General features: G+C 75.9%; 14 protein-coding genes. 5 read left to right on the top strand and 9 right to left on the bottom strand.

The features are described from left to right. The first annotated feature begins 225 nt into the window (after positions 1-225). The 3 genes from J2S46_RS35165 to J2S46_RS35155 are packed head-to-tail and all read left to right on the top strand — an operon-like array spanning position 226 to position 3,203. Positions 226-1,332, top strand: coding sequence for an ABC transporter substrate-binding protein (locus J2S46_RS35165; protein WP_191293639.1), 1,107 nt, complete (start codon positions 226-228; stop codon positions 1,330-1,332). Next, positions 1,333-2,400 carry a FecCD family ABC transporter permease gene (locus J2S46_RS35160; protein WP_191293638.1) on the top strand — a complete coding sequence of 356 codons (1,068 nt, stop codon included), beginning with the start codon at positions 1,333-1,335 and terminating at the stop codon, positions 2,398-2,400. Then, entirely contained in the window at positions 2,397-3,203 is an 807-nt protein-coding gene (locus J2S46_RS35155; protein WP_191293637.1) for an ABC transporter ATP-binding protein, read from the top strand. Before J2S46_RS35160 ends, J2S46_RS35155 begins: the two co-directional genes overlap by 4 nt. An 85-nt stretch (positions 3,204-3,288) precedes the next feature. Here J2S46_RS35155 and J2S46_RS35150 read toward each other — a convergent pair whose 3' ends face one another. The 8 genes from J2S46_RS35150 to J2S46_RS35115 form a co-directional block, all read right to left on the bottom strand. Continuing rightward, the gene (locus J2S46_RS35150; RefSeq protein ID WP_229913270.1) at positions 3,289-4,233 is read right to left on the bottom strand and encodes an L-tyrosine/L-tryptophan isonitrile synthase family protein; all 945 of its coding nucleotides are present in this window, start codon (positions 4,231-4,233) and stop codon (positions 3,289-3,291) included. A gap of 169 nt (positions 4,234-4,402) precedes the next feature. Then, a complete protein-coding gene (locus J2S46_RS35145) occupies positions 4,403-5,689 on the bottom strand; it encodes a cytochrome P450 family protein (protein WP_191293636.1) in 1,287 nt (428 codons plus the stop codon). A 30-nt stretch (positions 5,690-5,719) separates the two neighbouring features. Further along, positions 5,720-7,552 carry an asparagine synthase (glutamine-hydrolyzing) gene (gene asnB / locus J2S46_RS35140; RefSeq protein WP_191293635.1) on the bottom strand — a complete coding sequence of 611 codons (1,833 nt, stop codon included), beginning with the start codon at positions 7,550-7,552 and terminating at the stop codon, positions 5,720-5,722. A 188-nt stretch (positions 7,553-7,740) separates the two neighbouring features. Then, positions 7,741-9,108 carry an MFS transporter gene (locus J2S46_RS35135; protein ID WP_229913269.1) on the bottom strand — a complete coding sequence of 456 codons (1,368 nt, stop codon included), beginning with the start codon at positions 9,106-9,108 and terminating at the stop codon, positions 7,741-7,743. 200 nt (positions 9,109-9,308) lie between these two features. Beyond that, positions 9,309-11,567 (bottom strand): heavy metal translocating P-type ATPase, encoded by a 2,259-nt coding sequence (locus J2S46_RS35130; protein ID WP_191293634.1) that lies wholly within the window; start codon positions 11,565-11,567, stop codon positions 9,309-9,311. Beyond that, positions 11,564-11,800 carry a hypothetical protein gene (locus J2S46_RS35125; protein WP_191293633.1) on the bottom strand — a complete coding sequence of 79 codons (237 nt, stop codon included), beginning with the start codon at positions 11,798-11,800 and terminating at the stop codon, positions 11,564-11,566. The genes J2S46_RS35130 and J2S46_RS35125 overlap by 4 nt, the downstream gene beginning before the upstream one ends. Positions 11,801-11,901: 101 nt before the next feature. Beyond that, complete coding sequence (locus tag J2S46_RS35120) at positions 11,902-12,600, bottom strand: sigma-70 family RNA polymerase sigma factor (protein WP_229913268.1); 699 nt, start codon at positions 12,598-12,600, stop codon at positions 11,902-11,904. A gap of 476 nt (positions 12,601-13,076) precedes the next feature. Beyond that, positions 13,077-13,868, bottom strand: a complete 792-nt coding sequence (locus J2S46_RS35115) for a PE-PGRS family protein (protein ID WP_191293632.1) — start codon at positions 13,866-13,868, stop codon at positions 13,077-13,079. A gap of 368 nt (positions 13,869-14,236) precedes the next feature. Between J2S46_RS35115 and J2S46_RS35110 the strand changes: the two genes are divergently transcribed. Both J2S46_RS35110 and J2S46_RS35105 read left to right on the top strand, forming a co-directional pair. Continuing rightward, positions 14,237-15,205: a DUF8832 domain-containing protein gene (locus tag J2S46_RS35110; protein ID WP_229913267.1), complete on the top strand. Its 969-nt coding sequence runs from the start codon at positions 14,237-14,239 to the stop codon at positions 15,203-15,205. A 279-nt stretch (positions 15,206-15,484) separates the two neighbouring features. Then, positions 15,485-15,814, top strand: a complete 330-nt coding sequence (locus J2S46_RS35105; RefSeq protein ID WP_191293631.1) for a hypothetical protein — start codon at positions 15,485-15,487, stop codon at positions 15,812-15,814. Positions 15,815-15,958: 144 nt separating this feature from the next. Here the strand turns inward: J2S46_RS35105 and J2S46_RS35100 are convergent, their stop codons facing one another. Beyond that, positions 15,959-18,814 (bottom strand): helix-turn-helix transcriptional regulator, encoded by a 2,856-nt coding sequence (locus tag J2S46_RS35100; RefSeq protein WP_191293630.1) that lies wholly within the window; start codon positions 18,812-18,814, stop codon positions 15,959-15,961. Positions 18,815-19,441: the final 627 nt, after the last annotated feature.

Raw genomic sequence — 19,441 nt, 5'->3', positions numbered from 1 at the left:
CCCTGCTTCTCCGCCGGCCGGGGCCGGCCGGGGCCGGTGGGCGACGGGCTGACGACGGGCTGACGACGGCGCCCATCATGCACGACCGGGCGCGGCGCCGGGCCCGAACCCAGCCGAAGGAAAGAAATCCGCCGCCCCCGGGAACTCCTTCCCTGACCGGAACGACTACCTGGACCGGGCCGGCACCGGCGGGCCCGGTGCACTCGGATTTCCCAGGAGAGTTCCATGCGTTCTCGCGTGTTGTGCGGCGTCGCTGCCGCAGTCGCCCTGCTCGTCACGGGCTGCGGCAGCGACGGCGGCTCCGGCTCCGGCTCCGGCTCCGGCAACGCGAGCCCGGCTGCCGGGGCCGCCGCGGCGGGCCCGGCCGCGGCCGGCGGGTTCCCGGTCGAGGTCACGGACTGCGCGGGCGCCGGGACGACCTTCACGTCCGCCCCGAGGAGGATCGTCACCAGCAACGCCGCCGGCCTGGAGATGCTGCTGCAACTCGGCGCCGGGGACAGGGTGATCGGCACCGGATTCCCGCCCGGCAAGGGCTCGCTGCCCGCCGCGCTCGCCGAGCAGGGCGCCAAGGTGCCGGTGCTCGGCGACATGGTGATCCCCAAGGAGAAGCTGCTGGGCTCGGGCGCCGACCTGTACGTGGAGACCTTCGCCGACATGAGCGGCATGGGCGGCGCCATGGGCTCCGCCCCGACCGCGCAGGAGTACGCGGCGGCGGGGATCAAGCGGGTCTTCCTGGCCTCCACCGCCTGCGCGGCGACCACCCAGGGGCCGCAGCGGGACCTGGCCGGGGTGGAGGACGACGTCAAGCGGCTGGGCCGGGTCACGGGGACGTCCGCGAAGGCCGAGGAACTGGTGGCCGGCATGGAGCAGAGGATCGGCTCGGTGACGGCGGCCCTGGCCGGCGTGGCCGCCGACCGGCGGCCCACGTACTTCTTCTTCGACTTCGACGCCGGGACGAAGCAGCCGGTCGCGGTCTGCGGCAAGCAGGTCGCCAACGCGGTGATCACCCTGGCCGGCGCACGCAACGTGTTCGCCGACTGCGACGCCGACTTCAGGCCCGTGGCCTGGGAGGAGGTGGTCGGCCGGAACCCCGACTGGATCCAGCTCGGGGTGCGCGACAAGGGCAGCGAGGCGGAGAACGCCAGGGCCTTCGACGAGGCCGAGAGGTTCCTGCGCGAGTTCCCCGCCACCAAGGGGCTGAAGGCCGTCCAGGAGGGGCACTTCCTGCGGATCGGGTCCGAGGTGACGACCATCGCCGGGGTCCGCAACGCCGAGACCGTCCAGCGGATCGCCGCCACCGTCCACCCCGACCTGGTCAAGGGCGGGCAGTAGATGACGGCCCTGTCCGCCGCCACCACCGCCGCCGGGCGGCCGGTACGCGCCGCCCGGGCCGGCCTCGTCGCGACCGCCCTGGCCGCGGCCCTGGTCGCCGCCCTCACCCTGGCGGTCTCGCTGGGCGCCGTGGACATCCCCGTCGGCGAGGTCTGGACGGTGGTCGGCCGGCGGATCGCCGGAGCCACCCCCGAGCCGGGCACCCGGGACCTGATCGTCTGGCAACTTCGAGCCCCCCGGGCCCTGTTGGCGGCCGTCGTCGGCGCCGGACTCGGCCTGGTCGGCACCGCCGTGCAGGCGATGGTCCGCAACCCGCTGGCCGACCCGTACCTGCTCGGGATCTCCTCCGGGGCCTCGCTCGGCGCCGTCGCGGTCATCGTCCTCGGCGCGGGTGTCGGCTCGGGGCTCGGTTTCGGGGTGTCGGCCGCCGCGTTCGCCGGCGCGCTCGCCTCCTTCGCCCTGGTCTGGGCGCTCGCCCGGCGCGGCGGCGGCTTCTCGCCGCTGCGCCTGGTGCTGGCCGGGGTCGGCATCGGCCAGTTCCTGTCCGGGTTCACCAGCTTCCTGGTGCTGCGGGCCGGCGACGAACAGCAGACCCGCGGCGTGCTGTTCTGGCTGATGGGCAGCCTCGGCGGCGCCACCTGGAGCCAACTGGCCGTCCCGGCCGCGGCCGTCTGCCTGGCGCTGCTCGCGCTGCAGGCCCGGGCACGTTCCCTGAACGCCCTGCTGACGGGCGACGAGACGGCGGCCGGCCTCGGCGTGGACGTCACCCGGCTGCGCCGCGAACTCTTCGCCGTCACCAGCCTGCTGACCGGCGTCCTGGTCGCGGTCTCCGGGGCGATCGGCTTCGTCGGACTGCTCGTCCCGCACGTCTGCCGGCTGCTGGTCGGCGGCGACCACCGACGGCTGCTGCCGGTCTCCGCCCTGGCCGGGGCCGTCCTGCTGGTCGTCGTCGACACCCTCGCGCGCACCGCCCTGGACACCCAGGAGGTCCCGATCGGGGTGGTCACCGCGCTGATCGGCGCACCCGTCCTGCTCTTCCTGCTGGACCGACGCCTGGAGCGCGGATGAAGATCTCGATCGACGACGTCACCGTCACCCTGGCCGGCCGCGACCTCGTCTCCGGCGTCACCCTGGTCGCCGCCGAGGGCGAGACCGCCGGTCTGGTCGGGCCGAACGGGAGCGGCAAGTCCACCCTGCTGCGCACGGTGTACCGGCATCTGAAGCCGCACACCGGGCGGGTGCTGCTGGCCGGGCGCGACATCCGCTCGATGAGCACGGTCGAGACGGCCCGGCGGATCGCCGCGCTGCCGCAGGAGCGGGGCGGCGACTTCGAGTTCACCGTGCGTGAGGTGGTGGCGATGGGCCGGTCCCCCTACAAGCGCGCGTTCGCCGGGGACGACGCCGCCGACCACGAGGCGGTGGCCGACGCCCTCGACCAGGTGGGCCTGGCCGGGTACGAGGGCCGCGGCTTCGCGGCGCTGTCCGGCGGTGAGCGCCAACGCGTCCTGCTGGCCCGGGCGTTCGCCCAGCGACCGGAGGTTCTGGTGCTCGACGAGCCCACCAACCACCTCGACGTCCAGCACCAGGTGGAGCTGCTCGCCCTGCTGCGGGCCCGGCGCCGGACCACCCTGATCTCGCTGCACGACCTCAACGCGGCGGCCTCGCTCTGCGACCGGCTGCACGTCCTGCACGAGGGAGCGGTCGTGGCCTCCGGGACGCCGCGCGAGGTGCTCACCCCCGAACTGCTGGCCGAGGTGTTCGGGGTCCGGGCGGTGGTGGTCGAGCACCCGCTCACCGGTGACCCGCTGATCGCCTTCGACCACCGGGAACCGGCCGCCGCGCGGCGGGCCCCCGTGGCCGGACGGACGTGAGGCCCGGGTCCGCCCACCGCCGCCCCCGCGATGCGTAGGTCCCGGCAGCCGCCCCCTCGGTGCGGGTACCGGGACCTACGACCGTCTACACCGCTTCGAAGTGGCTGGGCCGTCCGTCGCGGAGCACCAGGCGGCCGACCCGTTCGGACTCCGAGCGGCGCAACAACTCCCAACTGCCGTCCGGGCGGTGCAGGACGGTGGAGTGCCAGGGGGTGGTCCAGGCGTCCGCCGCGTCGAGCAGGCGGATGCCGAACTTGGCGGCGCCGCGGCGCTGGGGGTGGATGGACAGGCGCACCGAACGCGGGTGGTGTTCGGCGATCAGGTCGCCCCAGGCGCGGCTGCGCTGGATGACGCCGTAGGCGCGCTGCCGGCACTCCCGCTGGAGGGCGGATCTGGTGCCCGTGAAGTCGGCGGTGTCCTCGGTGAGGAAGCGGGTGATGCCGCGGTACAGGGCCAGGGTGCTCTCGTCCGACCGCACCTCGGCCCGCAGTTGCTCGACGGTGGGCGCGTACGCCGCGTGGACCCGGGCGCGCTTCTCCGCGTGCGGGAGGTCGCCGAGGACGTCGCGCAGGTCGAACACCGAGAGGTGGCGCAGGCTCTCGCGGCTGATCATGGCGGCGAGTTCGTCGGCGTAGGCGTCGATGTGGTGGTCGGGGACGCGGATCAGGTCGCCGAAGATGTGCCCGTCCGAGCAGATGGCGATCCGGGCACCCGGCCGGTACACCTCGCCCACCGCGGCGCAGAGGTCGTCGAGGAAGGTGAGCGAGAGGCGTTCACCCTCGTCGGGCCGGTGGCCGAGGACCTTCGCGGGGCTGGGCGACTTGCACGGGAAGCCGGGCAGGGTGAACAGAACCGGATCGCCGGCCGTCACGAACTCGGCCAGTTGGGCGAGTTGTTCGGGGAAGTCGGCGGCTGTCGCCGGGGTGCCCGGGTCGGCGGCGCGGCGGTGCGGCAGGAGCAGCTCCAGGACGCCGGCGCAGGTCTGTTCGACGGACGGCGCGGGCGGCATGACGGTGCCGACGGGCGGCATGTGTTCCTCCACGAGGGCATGGCTGTTCGGCGCCCCGGCAGTGGTCGGTGCCGGGGCGCCCTGGACGGACTGCGGTCAGGGGGTCACTGGTTCAGGAGTCAGAGCTTCAGGGGTCACTGGCTGAGAAGGTCAGGGCTTCCGGGGGTCATGGCTTCAGGGGTGCCGGGTGTCAGCTGCGGCGGTCGTAGGCGACGGGCAGGCTGTTCACCCCGCGGGCCAGCACGGCCGGGATCCAGGCCAGCTGGTTCAGGTCGCCGGCCGGGCGCAGGCCGGGCAGCCGGCCGAGCAGGGTGCCGACGGCGACCTGGAGTTCGGCGCGGGCGAGGGCGGCGCCGGGGCAGAAGTGGATGCCGTGGCCGAAGGCGAGATGGGCGTTGGGCGTGCGGTCGAAGTCGAGGGTGTCGGCGTCGGGGAACTGCTCCGGGTCGCGGTTGGCGGCGCAGAGGGAGACGATCACGGAGTCGCCGGCCGGTACCCGGGTGCCGTGCAGGTCGCCGTCCTCGGCGAGGAATCGCCAGGTGGTGAGCTCGAACGCACTGTCGTGGCGCAGGAGTTCCTCGATCGCGCGGGGCATCAGCCCGGGGTTGTCACGCAGCCGGGCGAGCTGCTCGGGGTGGCGCAGCAGGGTGATCAGCATGGTGCTGATCTGGTTGGTGACGGGCTCCTGGCCGGCGACCAGCAGCTGGAAGATCATCGAATCCAGCTCCTCCTGGCCGAGCGCGCCCCGCTCCCGGGCGGCGACCAGCCGGCTGAGCAGGTCGTCGCCCGGGTGCTCGGTCCGGTGGGCGACGATGTCGGCGATGTAGCCCTGCAGCGCACGCAGCCGGCCCTCGTAGGCGGGCCGGCCGGGGTCGTTGGGACCGACGGGCTGGACGACCTTGCCCCAGTCCCGGTCGAAGCGGCGGGCCAGTTCGGGTGGCAGCCCGATGACCTCGGCGAGCACCTGGAAGGGGTAGTGCGCGGCGAAGCCCTGGACGAGGTCGGCGCCGCCCTCCTCGGGCAACGCGTCCACCAGGGCGTCGGCGAGTTGCTGGAAGCGCGGGCGCAGCGCCTCCATCCGGCGGGGGGCGAAGGCGTCCAGGACGAGGCGGCGCATGTCGGTGTGCTTGGGCGGGTCCTGGTGCAGCAGGTGCACCTGGAGCTGGGAGTGCTGGGGCTCGGGCATGATCGAGGCGAGGGCGCGCCAGTTGTCGTTGCCCAGCGCGTGGTTCTTGCCCAGGCGCGGGTCGTTCAGGGTGCTGTGGGCGGCCTGGTAGCCGGTGACCAGCCAGGCGGCGATGCCGGACGGGAAGCGGACCCGGTGGACGGGGCCGGCTTCGCGCAGCTCACGGTAGAGGTCGTAGGGGTCGCTCTTGTAGGCGCTCCCGTACAGGGGTGTCGGCTCGGCGGCGGTGGCGCCGGTGACGGGGCAGCGTGCGCCGGCGACGGTCGCCGGGGCGTGCTCGGGGGAGGTCATCGGATCGCTCCTTCGGGTGCGGCACGGGTGTCAGAGGGAGAGGGTGGGGCGGTGGTGGTCCAGCCACAGGGCGAGGTCGACGACCCGCTCCAGGCGCAGCCGGTGTCCCCACCCGAGCTGGTCGGCGGGGGTGTCGAGGGTGGCCTTGAGGACGGCCCCGTCGGCGAGGTCGCGGACCTGCGGCACGTCGAGGGCCTCGCGGGCGAGGTGCTGGAGGCCGCGGTTGTAGTCCGCGTGATGGGTGCTGGGGTAGTGGTTCTTGGGCCGCCACAGCACCGACGTCGGGGCGATGCCCTGGCCGGTGGCGCGCAGCAGGCTCTTCTCCCGGCCGTCGTAACTCTTCAACTCCCAGGGGATGGTGAAGGCGTACTCGACCAGGCGGTGGTCGCAGTAGGGCACCCGGACCTCCAGCCCCCGGGCCATCGAGAGGCGGTCCTTGCGGTGCAGGAGCTGCCGCAGCCAGCGGGTCAGCGACAGGTGCTGCATCTCCCGCTGGCGGTGCTCGACCGGGCTCTCGCCGTCCAGGTGCGGCACGGCGGCGAGCGCGTCGCGGTAGGTGTCCGCACGGAACTCCCCCATCCGCAGGGCGGCGGCGAGGTCGGGGTCCAGCGGCATGGCGGCCTCGTCCCCGGTGACCAGCAGCCAGGGGAAGGTCGGCGCGGCGAGCGCCGCGGGGGTGTGGAACCAGGGGTAGCCGCCGAAGACCTCGTCCGCGGCCTCGCCGGAGAGGGCGACGGTCGAGTGCTTGCGGATCTCGCCGAACAGCAGGTAGAGGGAGGTGTCCATGTCGCCGACGCCGATCGGCGAGTCCCGGGCGGCGACGACGGCCCGGCGGTGGTCGAGGTCGAGCAGGGCCCGCGGGTCGAGGACGACGGTGGAGTGGTCGGTGCCGATGTACTCGCCGGCCTCGGCGGCGAACGGGGTGTCGTGGCCGGTGCGCAGCACGTCACCGGTGAACTGCTCGGCCTGGTCGCTGTAGTCGACGGCGTAGGAGCGCAGGCGGGCCCCGGGGCCTTCGGTCCGGCGCAGCTCGTCGGCGGTCAGGGCGGTGAGGACGGTGGAGTCCAGGCCGCCGGAGAGCAGGCTGCAGAGCGGGACGTCGGCCTCCAGCTGCGCGCGGGCGGCGTGGTCGACCAGGGCGCGGACCCGTTCGACGGTGGCGTCCCGGTCGTCGGTGTGCGGGCGGGCCTCCAACTGCCAGTAGCGGCGCTCGGCCTTGCCGGAGCGGTCGAAGACGAGCAGGCCGCCGGGCTGGACCTCGCGGACCCCGGCCCACACCGTCGGGCCGGTGTTGAAGAGCAGGCTGTAGGCCTCGCGCAGGCCGTCGGCGTCGACCCGGGGGCTGATCCCGGGGTGGGCGAACAGGGCCTTGGGTTCGGAGCCGAAGGCGAGCCCGCCGTCCGTCTCGGCCCAGAACAGCGGCTTGACGCCGAGGCGGTCTCGGGCGAGCAGCAGGCGCTCCGCCCGTTCGTCCCAGATCGCGAGGGCGAACATGCCCTCCAGGTGGTCGACCAGGCCGTCGCCCCACTCCAGGTAGCCGCGCAGCACCACCTCGGTGTCGCTGCGGGTGGTGAACCGGTGTCCCCGGCCGCGGAGTTCGGCGCGCAGCCGGTGGTGGTTGTAGATCTCCCCGCTGTAGCTGAGCACCACCTGCGGGTGGTCGGGGCGGTCGGTCATGGGCTGGGCGCCGCCGTCGAGGTCGATCACCGACAGGCGGCGGTGGCCCAGGGCAGCATGGGCGCCGAGCCAGACGCCGCCGGCGTCGGGGCCGCGCCGGGCCATGGTGGCGGTCATCGCCTCGATGACCGGGGCGGTGTCGCGGACGTCCTGGTGGAAGGAGACCCAGCCGGTGATTCCGCACATGCGTGTGCTCTCCCTTGGTGTGGTGACGAAAGGTCGGACGGTGGGCGTGGCGCACGCCGGGGCGTACCGGACACCGGGGCATCACGGATGCCGGGGCGCGTCCGAGGGCGGGACGTGTCAGGGGCAGGTCAGGGGCAGGTCAGGGGCGGGGCAGGTCAGGAGCGGGGCGCGTCAGGGGGCCGGGCCTGTCAGGGGGCCGGGTGATCGGCGGCCGGCCTGCCCGGGCGGGCGATCAGGACGGCGGCGAGGCAGCCGGCGCCCGCGGCGAGGGCGAGTCCGGCACGGATGCCGCCCGTCCCGCCGCCGCCGAGCCCCCAGGCGGCGGTGCCGAGGGCCGGCCCGAGCGTGAAGCCGAGGCTGCGGACGAGCTGGACTGCCGACCCGGCGGTGGCCGTCGCCCCCGGCGGCGCGCCGGTCATCACCAGGGCCTGGACCGGGCCGCCGTACAGGCCCATCCCGGCGCCGGCGAGCGCGAGGCGCCAACCGACCGCCGGCGGTGACCAGTCGGTGCCGAGCGGGACGAGCAGGCAGAGGCCGAGCGCGGTGACTCCCGCACCGGCCGCCGCGACCGTGCGGGCGCCGAAGCGGTCGGCGAGCCGGCCGCCCAGCGGCCCGGCCAGGCCCATCGCGAGGGGGAAGCAGAGCACGGTCAGCCCGGTGGCGGTGGCGCTCCGCGCCTCGTCGCGCTGCAGGTGCAGGGCGACCAGGTAGTACATGGCGGCGAAGCCCGCGGCGAGGCCGAGCACGGCGGCGTGCAGGCCGTGGGTGCCGCCCTCGCGCAGCACCGCCAGGACGGGCCGGCCGCCCGGTCCGCGCAGCCACCGCAGGATGAGCGGCGCGGCGGGCAGGGCCAGCAGCAGCCAGGCCGGCGAGCCCGGCGAGAGGCTGAGCGCCAGCAGGAGCAGCGCGACGGCTCCGCCGACGAGACCCACGTCGGCGAGGGTGGCGGGATCGGGCCGGCGCAGCCGCCCGGCGGGCGGTGCGGTCCGGCGGGCGAGGATCCAGGCGGCGAGGCAGACGGGCAGCTTCACCAGGAAGATCGCCCGCCAGCCGAGGTGATCGAGCAGCAGACCACCGAGCGCCGGTCCGGTCACCGCTCCGAGCGGGCCGAGGGTCGCGGGCACGCTCATCGCCCGGCCGCGCAGCCCGGGCCGGACGGAGCGCATCGCCAGCACCGGCATCAGGACGAACAGGACGGCTCCGAAGGCGCCCTGGACGAGCCTGGCCGCGATCAGCCAGGAGACCCAGGGCGCCGTGGCGGCCGCCGCGCCGGCCAGCGCGAAGCCCCCGATCGCGGTCAGCAGCGCGGAGCGGGTGCCGACCTGGTCGAGCCAGCGGCCGGCCGGCAGCAGCAGGGCGACGAGCGGGAGCTGGTAGCCGAGCACCGCCCACTGCGCGGTCCCGGCGGACGTCCCGAGGTCGCGGGCGATGTCGACGAGGGCGATGTTGACGATGTTCATGTCGAGCATCGCCACGAAGGAGAGCATCCCCGCGACCGCCACCAGGCTCCAGCGGTCCGCCACCGCCGCCGGGGCGGGGTCCACCGTACGGGTCACCGGTTCTCCCCCGGTCCGCGCTGCGGGGACGTCAGCCCTTGCGGCCGCATGAGTTCCTCGTCCTTCTGTCGTGTCGGACCCCACCGGGTGACGGAGTCCGACACAGCAGTCGGCCGCGGGCCCTCAGAAGTTCCCGAACATCCGGATGATTCTCGGGCCGGGTCCGGACGTCGGGTCAGGGACCGGGTCCGGACGTCGGGTCAGGGACCGGGCCGGGTCCGGCCGGTCGGCCGGGTGGCGGGCCGCCAGGCCCGCAGCCGCAGGCTGTTGGCCACCACCAGAACGGAACTCGCCGACATCGCCAGCGCCGCCACCATCGGGTTGAGCAACCCGGCGGCGGCGAGCGGGAGCAGGGCGGCGTTGTAGCCGAACGCCCAGACCAGGTTGGCCCGGATGGTGGCCAGGGTGCGCCGGGCCAGCCGCACCGCGACGACCAGCGACTCGATGTCACCGCTCACCAGGGTGAGGCCGGCGGCACCGATCGCGGTGTCGGTGCCGCCGCCCATCGCGATCCCCAGATCGGCTGCGGCGAGCGCGACCGCGTCGTTCACCCCGTCGCCGACCATCGCCACGCTGCGCCCGGCGGCCTGCAGTTCGACGACGATCGCGGCCTTCCGTTCGGGTGAGGCCGCCGCGTGCACCTCGCTGATGCCCAGCTGTTCGGCGACCGCCCGGGCGGCGCCGGGCCGGTCACCGGTGGCCAGCAGCAGCTCCAGGCCCATCGCCCGCAGCCGGTGGACGGCCCGGTAGGCACCCGGGCGCAGGGTGTCGCCCAGCGCGAGGAGCGCGGCCGGGCCGCCGTCCAGCTCCGCCACCACCGCCGTCCACCCGGCCGCCTCGGCGGCGGCCAGCGCGACCCGCAGCTCCGCCGGCAGGGATGCCGTGTCGGGCCGCACCACCGCCACCCGCCGCCCCTCCACGGTGCCCCGGACGCCCGACCCGGGCACCGCCCGGAAGTCCGTGACCGCGGGCAGTACCGGCCCCGCGGCGGCGGCCAGTGCCCGGCCGACCGGATGCTCGGAGCGCTGCTCGACGGCACCGGCCAGCCGCAGCACCTCGGCGAGCTCGAAGCCCGGGGCGGCCGTGCCGGCGGTCAGTTTCATCCGGCCCGCCGTGAGGGTGCCGGTCTTGTCCAACACCACGGTGTCCACCCGGCGCAGACTCTCCAGCGCCTCCGGCCCCCGGACCAGGACGCCGAGTTCGGCGCCGCGCCCGGTCGCGGCGAGCAGCGCGGTGGGGGTGGCCAGCCCGAGCGCGCACGGACAGGCGACGACCAGGACGGCGACGGCGGCGGTCAGCGCCTCCTGCGCCCCGGCGCCCCGGCCCAGCCAGAAGCCGAGCACGCACGCGGCGATCCCGAGCACGACGGGGACGAACACTCCGGCCACCGTGTCCGCGAGGCGCTGCGCGCGGGCCTTGCCCGCCTGGGCGGCCACCACCAGTGCCGTGACGCGGGCGAGCTGGGTGTCGGCGCCGACCGCCGTGGCCCGTACCAGCAGCGTGCCGCCGACGTTCAGGGTGGCCCCGGTCACCCGGTCGCCGGGGCCGGTCTCCACCGGGGTGCTCTCCCCCGTCAGCAGGCTGGTGTCCAGGGCCGAGACGCCGTCGAGGACGACCCCGTCGGTGGCGATCCTCTCGCCCGGGCGGACCACGAACTCCCGCCCGGGCAACAGGTGTCCGACCGGGATCATCCGCTCCACGCCGTCCTCGCGGACGCACACCTCCTTCGCCCCCAGCTCGGCCAGGGCCCGCAGCGCCGACCCGGTGCGCCGGCGGACCCGGCCCTCCAGGTGGCGGCCGCAGAGCACGAACAGCGGCACGCCGACCGCCGCCTCCAGGTACACGTGCGCACCGCCGCCCGCCCCGGCGGTCAGCGAGAACGGCATCCGCATCCCGAGCTGCCCGGCCCCGCCGAACAGCAGCGCGTACGCGGACCAGCCGAACGAGGCGAGGACGCCGAGGCTCACCAGGGTGTCCATCGTCGCGGTGGCGTGCCGCAGCCCCTGCCAGGCCCGCCGGTGGAAGGTGCGCGACCCGATCGTCACCACGAAGGCCGCCGGTGCGGCGCAGGCCCACTGCCAGCCCGGCACCTGCAGCGCGGGCTCCATCGACAGCAGGATCACCGGTACCGAGGTCAGCGCCACCAGGAGCAGCAGGAGCCGCTCGTCCGGGTCCGCCGGGTCCGCCGGTCCGGCCTCACGTCCGCTGACCTCCTCGGCGGTGTACCCGGCGGCCTCCACCGCGCCCACCAGGTCGGCGACAGTGACGCCGGCCGGGTGCACGACCCGGGCGCGGCCGGTGGCGAGGTTGACGCCCGCGCTGACGCCGGCCAGCCGGCCGAGCTTCCTCTCCACCCGCGACACGCAAGCCGCGCAGGTCATTCCGCCGACGGCGAGGTCGGTGGTGACCAGGCCGGCGGGCCCGCCGTCGGCCGGTGGGCTCAAGGGGCGGGCGGTCATCGCGGCACCCCGCCCTCGGCCGGCGGGCGCAGGCCCTCCACGGGCATGCCGGACATCTCCTCGACCGCCGGCCCCGCCGGTCCTGCCGGGCCGGGCCCGGAGGGTCCGACGAGGGAGCCGGCCGCGTAGCCGGCGCCGAGGAGCGCGGCCAGCAGGAGGACGAAGCCGAGCAGGAGCACGGCCGGGCGGGCCGCTGCCCGGCCCGTCCTGGTCGGTGGTTCCAGCGAGGTCATGGCAACTCCGTGTCGCGGTAGCCGCCGGAGCGCCCGGTGCGGGGCTCCGGCGGGGAAAGGGTCGAGTGGGCCGCGAAGGGCCCGGAGGGGCAGGGGCGCCGTCATCGCGCCGTGGCCAGTCGCGGGGAGCCGGTGGGGACGACGGCTGGGGCGCCCGGAGCCGTGGAAGCGGTGGGGGCAGGGACGGTGGGGGCGGTGGGGCGGCCGTCCGGGGCCACCCGACCGGCGTATCCGGCCCCTGACTCCGGCTCGGCCTCCGGCCCCGCCTCCGCCGCGCGCACCAGGCGGACCAGTTCGTCCCGGGCCCGGGCGACCCGCGACCGGACAGTCCCCACCGGGCACCCCGACATCGCGGCCACCTCGGCGTAGGTCAGCCCGACCACCTGGGTCAGCACGAACGCCTCCCGCCGCTGCGCGGGCAGGAAGGCCAGCAGGTCGTTCAGCACCAGACCGTCCTCGAAGCCGCGCCCCGCCCGGGACGGGTGGTCGGCGACCTCCTCCCAGGCCGCGAGCGCGGCCCGGCGCGGGCGCACGGCCAGGCTGCGGTAGCGGTCGACCACCGTCCGGCGGGCTATCGACAGGAGCCAGGTGCGGGCCGAGGAACGGCCGGCGAAGGAGGGCAGGGCGTTCAGGGCCCGCAGGAATGTTTCCTGCGCGAGGTCGTCCGCGGCCTCGACGTCCGTGAGGTGGGCCACGAACCGCCACACGTCTCGCTGAGTGGCACTCACGAACGCCTCCACGGAGGCCCGGCAGCCCCCGGCGGCGGCCAGGGCGAGGCGGGTCACCTGCTCGTCATCCACGAACGGCCCCCTGCACCCCGGCCCGGCCGGTGTCGGGCGGCACTGCCGGGTGAGAGCGGCGGCGGTGGGCCGCAGGCGTACGGGAAGGGCCGGCCGCCGGGTCGGCGAGCGGGCCGGTGGCGGTGGCGGTGGCGGTGGCGGTGGCGAAGGGAGTTCTTCCGTTGCACATGGCAGATCCTGAGGGAACGTCAAGGGACGGTGGCACCGCACGGGGCACCACCGGAGACGACGGCCCACGCACCGGCCCGGCCGGACGCCGGCAGCCCGAGGCGCGCCACCACGGCCCCCTTAGAAGGGGCGGGCGGCGACGGCGGACGTCGACCGGAATCACTGCTCAGGGGTGCCGAGGGCCCGGCCCCGCACCGTACGCACCGTCAGGAGCGGACGGACAGGGGTGACCGGCCCGACGCGCCGGGGAGCGCCGACCGCGGCCCCAGGGGCTCACGGCAGGCCGGGACCACCGGCGAGCGGGCGAATCAGACGGCCGGGCGGAGCCTCGGGGGGCCGCGCCGGCCCAGCGCCTCCGTGAGGAAGGCCGACCGGAGGACGGGGACGACCGCGCCGGTGGTCGGCCGCAGATCGGACACCGGGCGCCCGATCCAGGCCCCCAGCAGGAGCAGGGCCGGGACGAGGACCCGGGCCAGCGCCTTCAGCAGCTCGAACAGGCCGACGACGGCCGCGTCACCGCGCCACAGCAGCAGCGCGCACAGGAGGGCGGCCAGCAGGTGACCGAGGAGCATCCCGGCCGACAGGTCGTGGACCATCGTGCTGACCGGACCCGACCCGGACGGTCCGGACATGGCGCCCATGTCGTGCCCGTGCGCCGCCCCCGCCGCGCCGGAGTGCCCCGGTGGGGAGGCGATCACCAGGTCGGGATCGAGGCCGGCCGTCCGGGCCAGCTCGGCCGGGTCCATGCCGACCGAAGCAGGGTCCCGGGTGCAGAGCAGCAGGCCGATCCAGTCGGTGGCGGCCGTCGCACGCTGCTGGGCCGCGCCCGCCCCGGCCGAGGCGTACTCGAAGAGCAGGTGCAGCCCGATCTGAGTGGTCGCCATCCACAGGGCGACCACAGCGAATCCGCGCCGCCGGCCCGCCAGCAGCCAGCTGCCGGCGGCCGTCACCAGGAACGCCGGCCCCAGCGCGGCCCACGGCAGCGCGGTCCCGGAGCCGGACATGCTGAAGTGCGCGGTGGCGGACATCGCCACGCACACGGTGGCGAAGACCGCGGCGCGGAGCATCCGGGGCCGCCAGGTCGTCACGATGGCACCCATCGTCGCATCCGCCCGCCCCCGCCGTCCGGCAACCCCCGGAAACCGGCCGCCCCGCCCGGCCAGGGCCGGGAGGCGGAGGCCCGGGAGGAGGTGAAACGGCGTCCGATCAGCGCACGGAAGCTCCCGCACCGCGCATTTCCGTTATCGGGACCGGCCTCCCGGGTCTCCTGAACAAGGGCGTCCCGCACGGCCGGACGGAACGCCGGACCGACGTACCACGCACGAGGCACGGACGTACCACGCACAAGGCACTACAGGCACTACAGGCACTACAGGCACCACAGGCACGACAGGGCGGACCCAGTGGACACAGTGAAGACGCGCACCGAACACGAAGAACCGGCGGGGACCACGGCGGAGGGCCGCCCGTGACGCCGGCCGGACACCGCCTCCTCCAGCTTTGCTCGCTCACCCTGGCGGCCGGCGCCGTCGGCCTGCTGGCACTCGCGGCCTGCGGCTCGACCCCGGCCCCGGCCCCGGCCCCGGAGCAAGCCGCGCACTCCGGCATGCCTGGCATGCCGGACATGCCGGGGATGCCGGGGATGGACCACAGCGGGACGCCGACGCCAGGCACGGCGCCGGCGGGAATCCCGGGCATGCCGGGCACGGCGGGCATGACCACCGACGAGGGCCTCACCTCCGAACGGGACGGCTACCGCCTGGACTCCCCCGCCACCGAGCTTCCGGCCGGCGTGCCCGTGAGCTATCCGTTCACCGTCACCGGGCCGGACGGCCGGCCGGTCACCGACTTCGCCGAGGTCCAGACCGAGAAGCTGCACTTCTACGCGATCCGGGCCGACCTCACCGGCTACCAGCACCTGCACCCGACGATGACCGCCGACGGCACCTGGACCGCCGATCCGTCCGCCCTCACCCCGGGCGACTGGCGGCTGTACGCCTCCTTCACCCCGAACACCGGCCCCCGGCAGGGCAAGGAGTTCGTCCTCGGCCGCACGGTGACCGTGCCCGGCGCGGCCGCCGCGGTGCCGCTCCCGACCGTCGGCGACAGCGCCACCGTCAACGGCTGGACCGCCACCGTCCAGGGCGAACTGACGGCGGGCAAGGCGGGCCCGCTCACCGTCACCATCAGCCGGGACGGCCGGCCGGTCACCGACCTCCAGCCGTACCTCGCCAGCTACGCCCACCTCAGTGCCTTCCACCAGGGCGACCAGGCCCTCGCCCACCTCCACCCCATCACCCCCGTCACCGGGGACCACGGCGGGCCCACCCTCACCTTCTACGCCCTGCTCGGCAGGCCCGGGAACTGGCGGGTCTTCCTGCAGTTCCGGACGGCCGGGCAGGTGCACACGGCGGAGCTCACCCTGCACGTGGCCTGAACCCGGCCTGTCGCCCCGGCCGCCGCCGGACACCTCCCGGCACCGCCGGGCACGGCCGGGCACCGCGCCCCGAGACGGCCGGGCACCGCGCCGCGAGGCGACCGGGGGAATTAATCAGGTATGCCGATGTTCGGCACCCGCATATTCCCTCCACCGGTCCCGCCGTAGGTTGAAGGTCCGCCGGCCGACCGGAGCACCGGGCGGCCCCGGCCCGCCGCGCGAGGCACCCGGGGGCCGCCGCCGGCACCGAGCACCCGCGCGACAGAGGGAGATGGCGTCATGGCCCCGTTCTACTTCCAGGTCAGCGTCCCGACCAGGAACCTCGTCCAGCCGGAGCAGCAGGGCCTGCACGTCCTCACCGGACCGGCCGAGACCGGGGCGGAGGCCGTCCGGATCGCCCGCCGGACCTGCGAGGCGGCACTCGCCGCGCAGGCGGCCGGGGTCGCCGTTCCCCCCAGGGGGCCGGACGGCTGGGGAGCCCGCGGCACCCGCCCCGGCTGGGCCTTCGACTGGGCGAACGCGACGGTGGTGTCCTGGGAGTGCGACAGCTTCCTCAGATCGTACGGGGCGGGGACCCGCCCCCGGGCGGACGGAGCGGTCGCCCGCTGACCGGGCCGTGGCACCGCCCGGCCGAACCGCCGGACCACCGGACTGCTGGTCCGCCGAATCACCGAATCACCGAATCACCGATCCGATGGTCCGCCGAACCGCCGGACCACCGGACCGCCCCGGCGGCCGAGCGCCCCTTCGTCGCTAGGTGTGACGGGCGAGATCGTGCCTGGAGAGGGCACCGGTCTTGCGCATGGCACGGGCCACGTGCTGTTCCACCGTCCGGGAGGACAGGTGCAGGGTCGCCGCGATCTCCCGGTTCGTCAGCCCGCCGGCCGCGAGCTGCGCCACCTCGCTCTCCCGGGGCGAAAGCTCGTCCGCGTGCGAGGGCCGGCCCGGCGGACGGCCCTTCCGGGCCGGCTGCTGCGCGCGCAGCAGGGCCCGGACCCGGGCGGCGTCCCAGGTCGCGCCCAGGTCGCCGAACTGCCGGGTGCAGGAGTCCAGGGCGGCGACCAGCTGCGCCGTCGCGCCTGCCGCCGGGTCGCCGTCCCCCGCCGACTCCGACTCCGGCTCCGGCTCCGGTGCGCCGGGTGACCGCTCGGGCGGGGAGCCCGGGGTGGGCGCCGCCCCCTCGGCGCCGCCCGGCGGCCGGGCCGAGCCCGCCAGCAGGCAGCGCGCCGCGCCTTCCGCGGTCAGGGCACCGGCGTACGGCCGGCTCAGCGCCCGGTAGGCCGCCGCGGCCTCGCCGTACAGATCCGCCGCCTCCCGCGGCCGGTCCTCCAGCTCCGCCAGTACGGCCCGGCTCCAGGTGAGCGAGGCCCGGGCGGCGGGCACGTCACGGTCCTCGATGCCCTGGCCGAAGTCCCGCACCATGGCCCGGGCGGCGGCCGCGTCCCCCGCGCGTGCGGTCGCCTCCACGGCCCACGGGGCGAGTTCGGCGGCCCATACCCACACGCCCTTGCCGGCCACCTCCGACCAGGCCTTCCTGGCCTGCTCGGCCGCACCGGCCAGGTCCTGCCGCGCCAGCGCCAGCCGGACCAGGGCGCCCGAGGCGGTCGCGGCCAGCGCCGTGGGCATGCTCTCGGGCGCGATCGCGCCCTGTCCGGACAGCCAGGAGAGCGCCGCGCCCCAGTCACCCTCGGCGAAGGCGAGCAGGCCCCGCACCACGCGGGCGTCGGAGGCGATGAAGGGCATGTCGGCGGTCGTGGTGACGAGGCGCTCGCACCGCTCGGCCAGGCCGGCCCACCGGCCCGTCCACCACGCCAGCAACAGACTCGTCCCCAGCGCGGTGTGCTCGCTGTAGGGGGCGCCGCTGGTCGCGGACAGGTCGAGGCCCTCGGCCAGCAGGTCCTTCGCCCGGTCGTAGAAGCCCAGCCAGACCGCGGCGTCCGCCGCGTTGCACAGGCCGCGCGCGGCGTGCCTGCGACAACCCGGGTCCGGACTGTCGGTGGGCAGCGCCGCCACCAGCTCCCAGGCGTCCCGGTCACCGCAGCTCATGGCCAGGGAGGCGCGGGCGACGGCGGCCGTGGCGAGCGCGGCCTCGTCCCCGCTGTCGGCGGTGGCGGCCACGGCCTTGCGCAGCCAGCCCCGGTGGACGTCGATCGCGGGGCCCGGCCAGTAGGGCATGGCCAGCGCGGACATCGCCCGCGCCGCGAGATCGGGCCGGACGGCACGGAGCTCGGTCGCGGCGGTCTCCAGCTCCTGCCATCCGGCGGCGACCCGGCCGACCTGGTTGCACAGCATCAGTCCCAGGTCGAGCCGCAGTTCTCCGCGGACGGTCGCCGGCAGGGTCGGGTCCCGCACGATCTGCGTCAGCACCTCGACGGTCTGGTCCGACCGCAGGGCGAGCACGGCGCTGCGGGCCAGCAGTGGTGCGAGCCGGGCCCGGGTCTGCGGCGGGACGAGGGCGGAGGCGAGGGCCTCCTCCAGCAGGCCGATCGCCTGCTGGTGGCGGCCCGCGTCCGCGGCGGCCAGGGCCGCCCGCTCCACCGCCCGCAGCCAGCCGCCGACCTGGCCGGCTGCCCTGCGGTGGCGGGCCACCGCCGCCCACGGCACCGGCTGCCTGCCGGTCAGCACGTCCGCCGCCCGCTGGTGGAGCTCCTGGCGGAGCGGCCCGGGGACGGCCGCGTGCACGGCGGACGCGGCGAGCGGGGCGGGGAACCCGTAGGCGCCCTCGGCCAGCTCCGCCAGCGCCGCCCCCGTCAGGGCCGCCAGCAGGGCGCTCCGGCCCTCCACCGGGTCGAGCCCCGAGACGGCGACCAGTTCGTCCCGGCGGGCGGGCTCGCCCAGGACGGCGGCCGCCCAGACGACCGGCCGCTGGGCGGCGGACAGGGCGGACGTCCGGCCCAGGACCAGCTCGGCCAGACGGACCGGCACCCCCGCCGAGTCCACCCGGCCGGCCGTGCGCTCCTCCCCCGGGCGCTCGCGGAGCACGGCCAGCAGGTCCATGACCACCTGGGGCACCCCTCCGGAACGCTCCAGCAGCCGGCCGGCCACCTCGGGCGGGCAGTGGTCGCCCAGCGCCTGCTCCGCGGCCCGACGGACGCGCTCCTCGTCCCAGGCGACCAGCCGCTGCCTGAGCACGGTCAGCCCGGACGGGTACCTCGTCGCCGGTGCGCCCAGTGGCAGGCCCGGGGTGCGCAGTTCCTCGGGGCGGTAGGTGACCACGGCCGCCAGGCCGGGCCACGCCCCCTCCAGCAGCCGGCGCAGCCGTCCCCGCTCGTCCTCGTCGGCCCGGTGCAGGTCGTCCACCAGCAGCAGGACCGGCCCCTCCCGACGGCCCTGCGCCGGCGGTCCGGCGTCGGACCGGTCTTGCTCCGCCCCGCCTACCTCCCGGCAGTCATCCTCCGGCCGGTCCTGCGCCGGCCGGGCACCGGGGGCGCCGCACCGCCACTCCACCAGGGTCGCGTCAGCCGGCCTCGGCAGGGCGCCCAGTTCGCGCAGCAGGTGGCTCTTGCCCGCGCCGGCGGTTCCCTCCACCCAGACGAGCAGCGGCCCGCCGGCCTCGGCGGCGAGGGCGCGCCGCAGCACGGGCCGCCAGTCCAGTCCGTGCGTCGTCATGCCACCGCCCAAGTTCTCGGTCTCTGGTCGCCGTACACGCCTCAGGCGCGTCCGGGGACTCCCATGGAAGGGCGGCAGGGCCCCGGTGACAAGGGCAACAGCGGGCCGTCCTGTGCCGTCACCGGCTTCCCGGAGCCGGTCCGTACGCAGCCGAAAGGTACGCCGCCCTCGCCTGCGCCGCCACCGCTCGGAGCCCGGCGGGGTGCGGGCGTCGTCCGCGGACACACGTCCCAGGCTCCGGCCCCGCGCGGGGCTTCGGCGGGCGGCGCCGTCACGCCGTCCGGCCGGCGGCGGGCCGGCGGCCCTGGTGGATCGCCCCCACCGGTCGTGGTCGGCGGGTGGGGGGTGCCCGGGCATGCGGAGGAACCTCCGTCCCGCAGGTGCCGCTTGAGCACCTGCGTACGGCTGCCGGAAGCAGTGCGCCCTGCCGGTCGGCCGGGTAAGGCCGGAAGTCGGTGACGCAGCTCGGTCCGCATGCCCGTGCACAGGTGTCGGCCGACCGCGGCGGCGGCCAGGGATCCCCTGGTGGCTCCTGCACGTCCGGTCGGCCGACAGCCGGAATCTACGGTGCCGGCGCGGACCCCGACCATCCGTAGGGGCGCGGACCCGGATACCTCATTAATGCGA

This window comes from Kitasatospora herbaricolor, assembly GCF_030813695.1.
GTDB lineage: Bacteria > Actinomycetota > Actinomycetes > Streptomycetales > Streptomycetaceae > Kitasatospora > Kitasatospora herbaricolor.
Note: the sequence above shows the minus strand (reverse complement) of the source record. Positions and strands in the feature narration are given on the sequence as shown.

What these genes read in the sequence shown, in the direction of transcription:
- J2S46_RS35130 (WP_191293634.1), bottom strand. Translation starts at nt 11,567, where the DNA reads ATGACCGCCCGCCCCTTGAGCCCACCGGCCGACGGCGGGCCCGCCGGC.
- J2S46_RS35125 (WP_191293633.1), bottom strand. Translation starts at nt 11,800, where the DNA reads ATGACCTCGCTGGAACCACCGACCAGGACGGGCCGGGCAGCGGCCCGC.
- asnB (WP_191293635.1), bottom strand. Translation starts at nt 7,552, where the DNA reads ATGTGCGGAATCACCGGCTGGGTCTCCTTCCACCAGGACGTCCGCGAC.
- J2S46_RS35115 (WP_191293632.1), bottom strand. Translation starts at nt 13,868, where the DNA reads ATGGGTGCCATCGTGACGACCTGGCGGCCCCGGATGCTCCGCGCCGCG.
- J2S46_RS35100 (WP_191293630.1), bottom strand. Translation starts at nt 18,814, where the DNA reads ATGACGACGCACGGACTGGACTGGCGGCCCGTGCTGCGGCGCGCCCTC.
- J2S46_RS35150 (WP_229913270.1), bottom strand. Translation starts at nt 4,233, where the DNA reads ATGCCGCCCGTCGGCACCGTCATGCCGCCCGCGCCGTCCGTCGAACAG.
- J2S46_RS35155 (WP_191293637.1), top strand. Translation starts at nt 2,397, where the DNA reads ATGAAGATCTCGATCGACGACGTCACCGTCACCCTGGCCGGCCGCGAC.
- J2S46_RS35165 (WP_191293639.1), top strand. Translation starts at nt 226, where the DNA reads ATGCGTTCTCGCGTGTTGTGCGGCGTCGCTGCCGCAGTCGCCCTGCTC.
- J2S46_RS35160 (WP_191293638.1), top strand. Translation starts at nt 1,333, where the DNA reads ATGACGGCCCTGTCCGCCGCCACCACCGCCGCCGGGCGGCCGGTACGC.
- J2S46_RS35145 (WP_191293636.1), bottom strand. Translation starts at nt 5,689, where the DNA reads ATGACCTCCCCCGAGCACGCCCCGGCGACCGTCGCCGGCGCACGCTGC.
- J2S46_RS35105 (WP_191293631.1), top strand. Translation starts at nt 15,485, where the DNA reads ATGGCCCCGTTCTACTTCCAGGTCAGCGTCCCGACCAGGAACCTCGTC.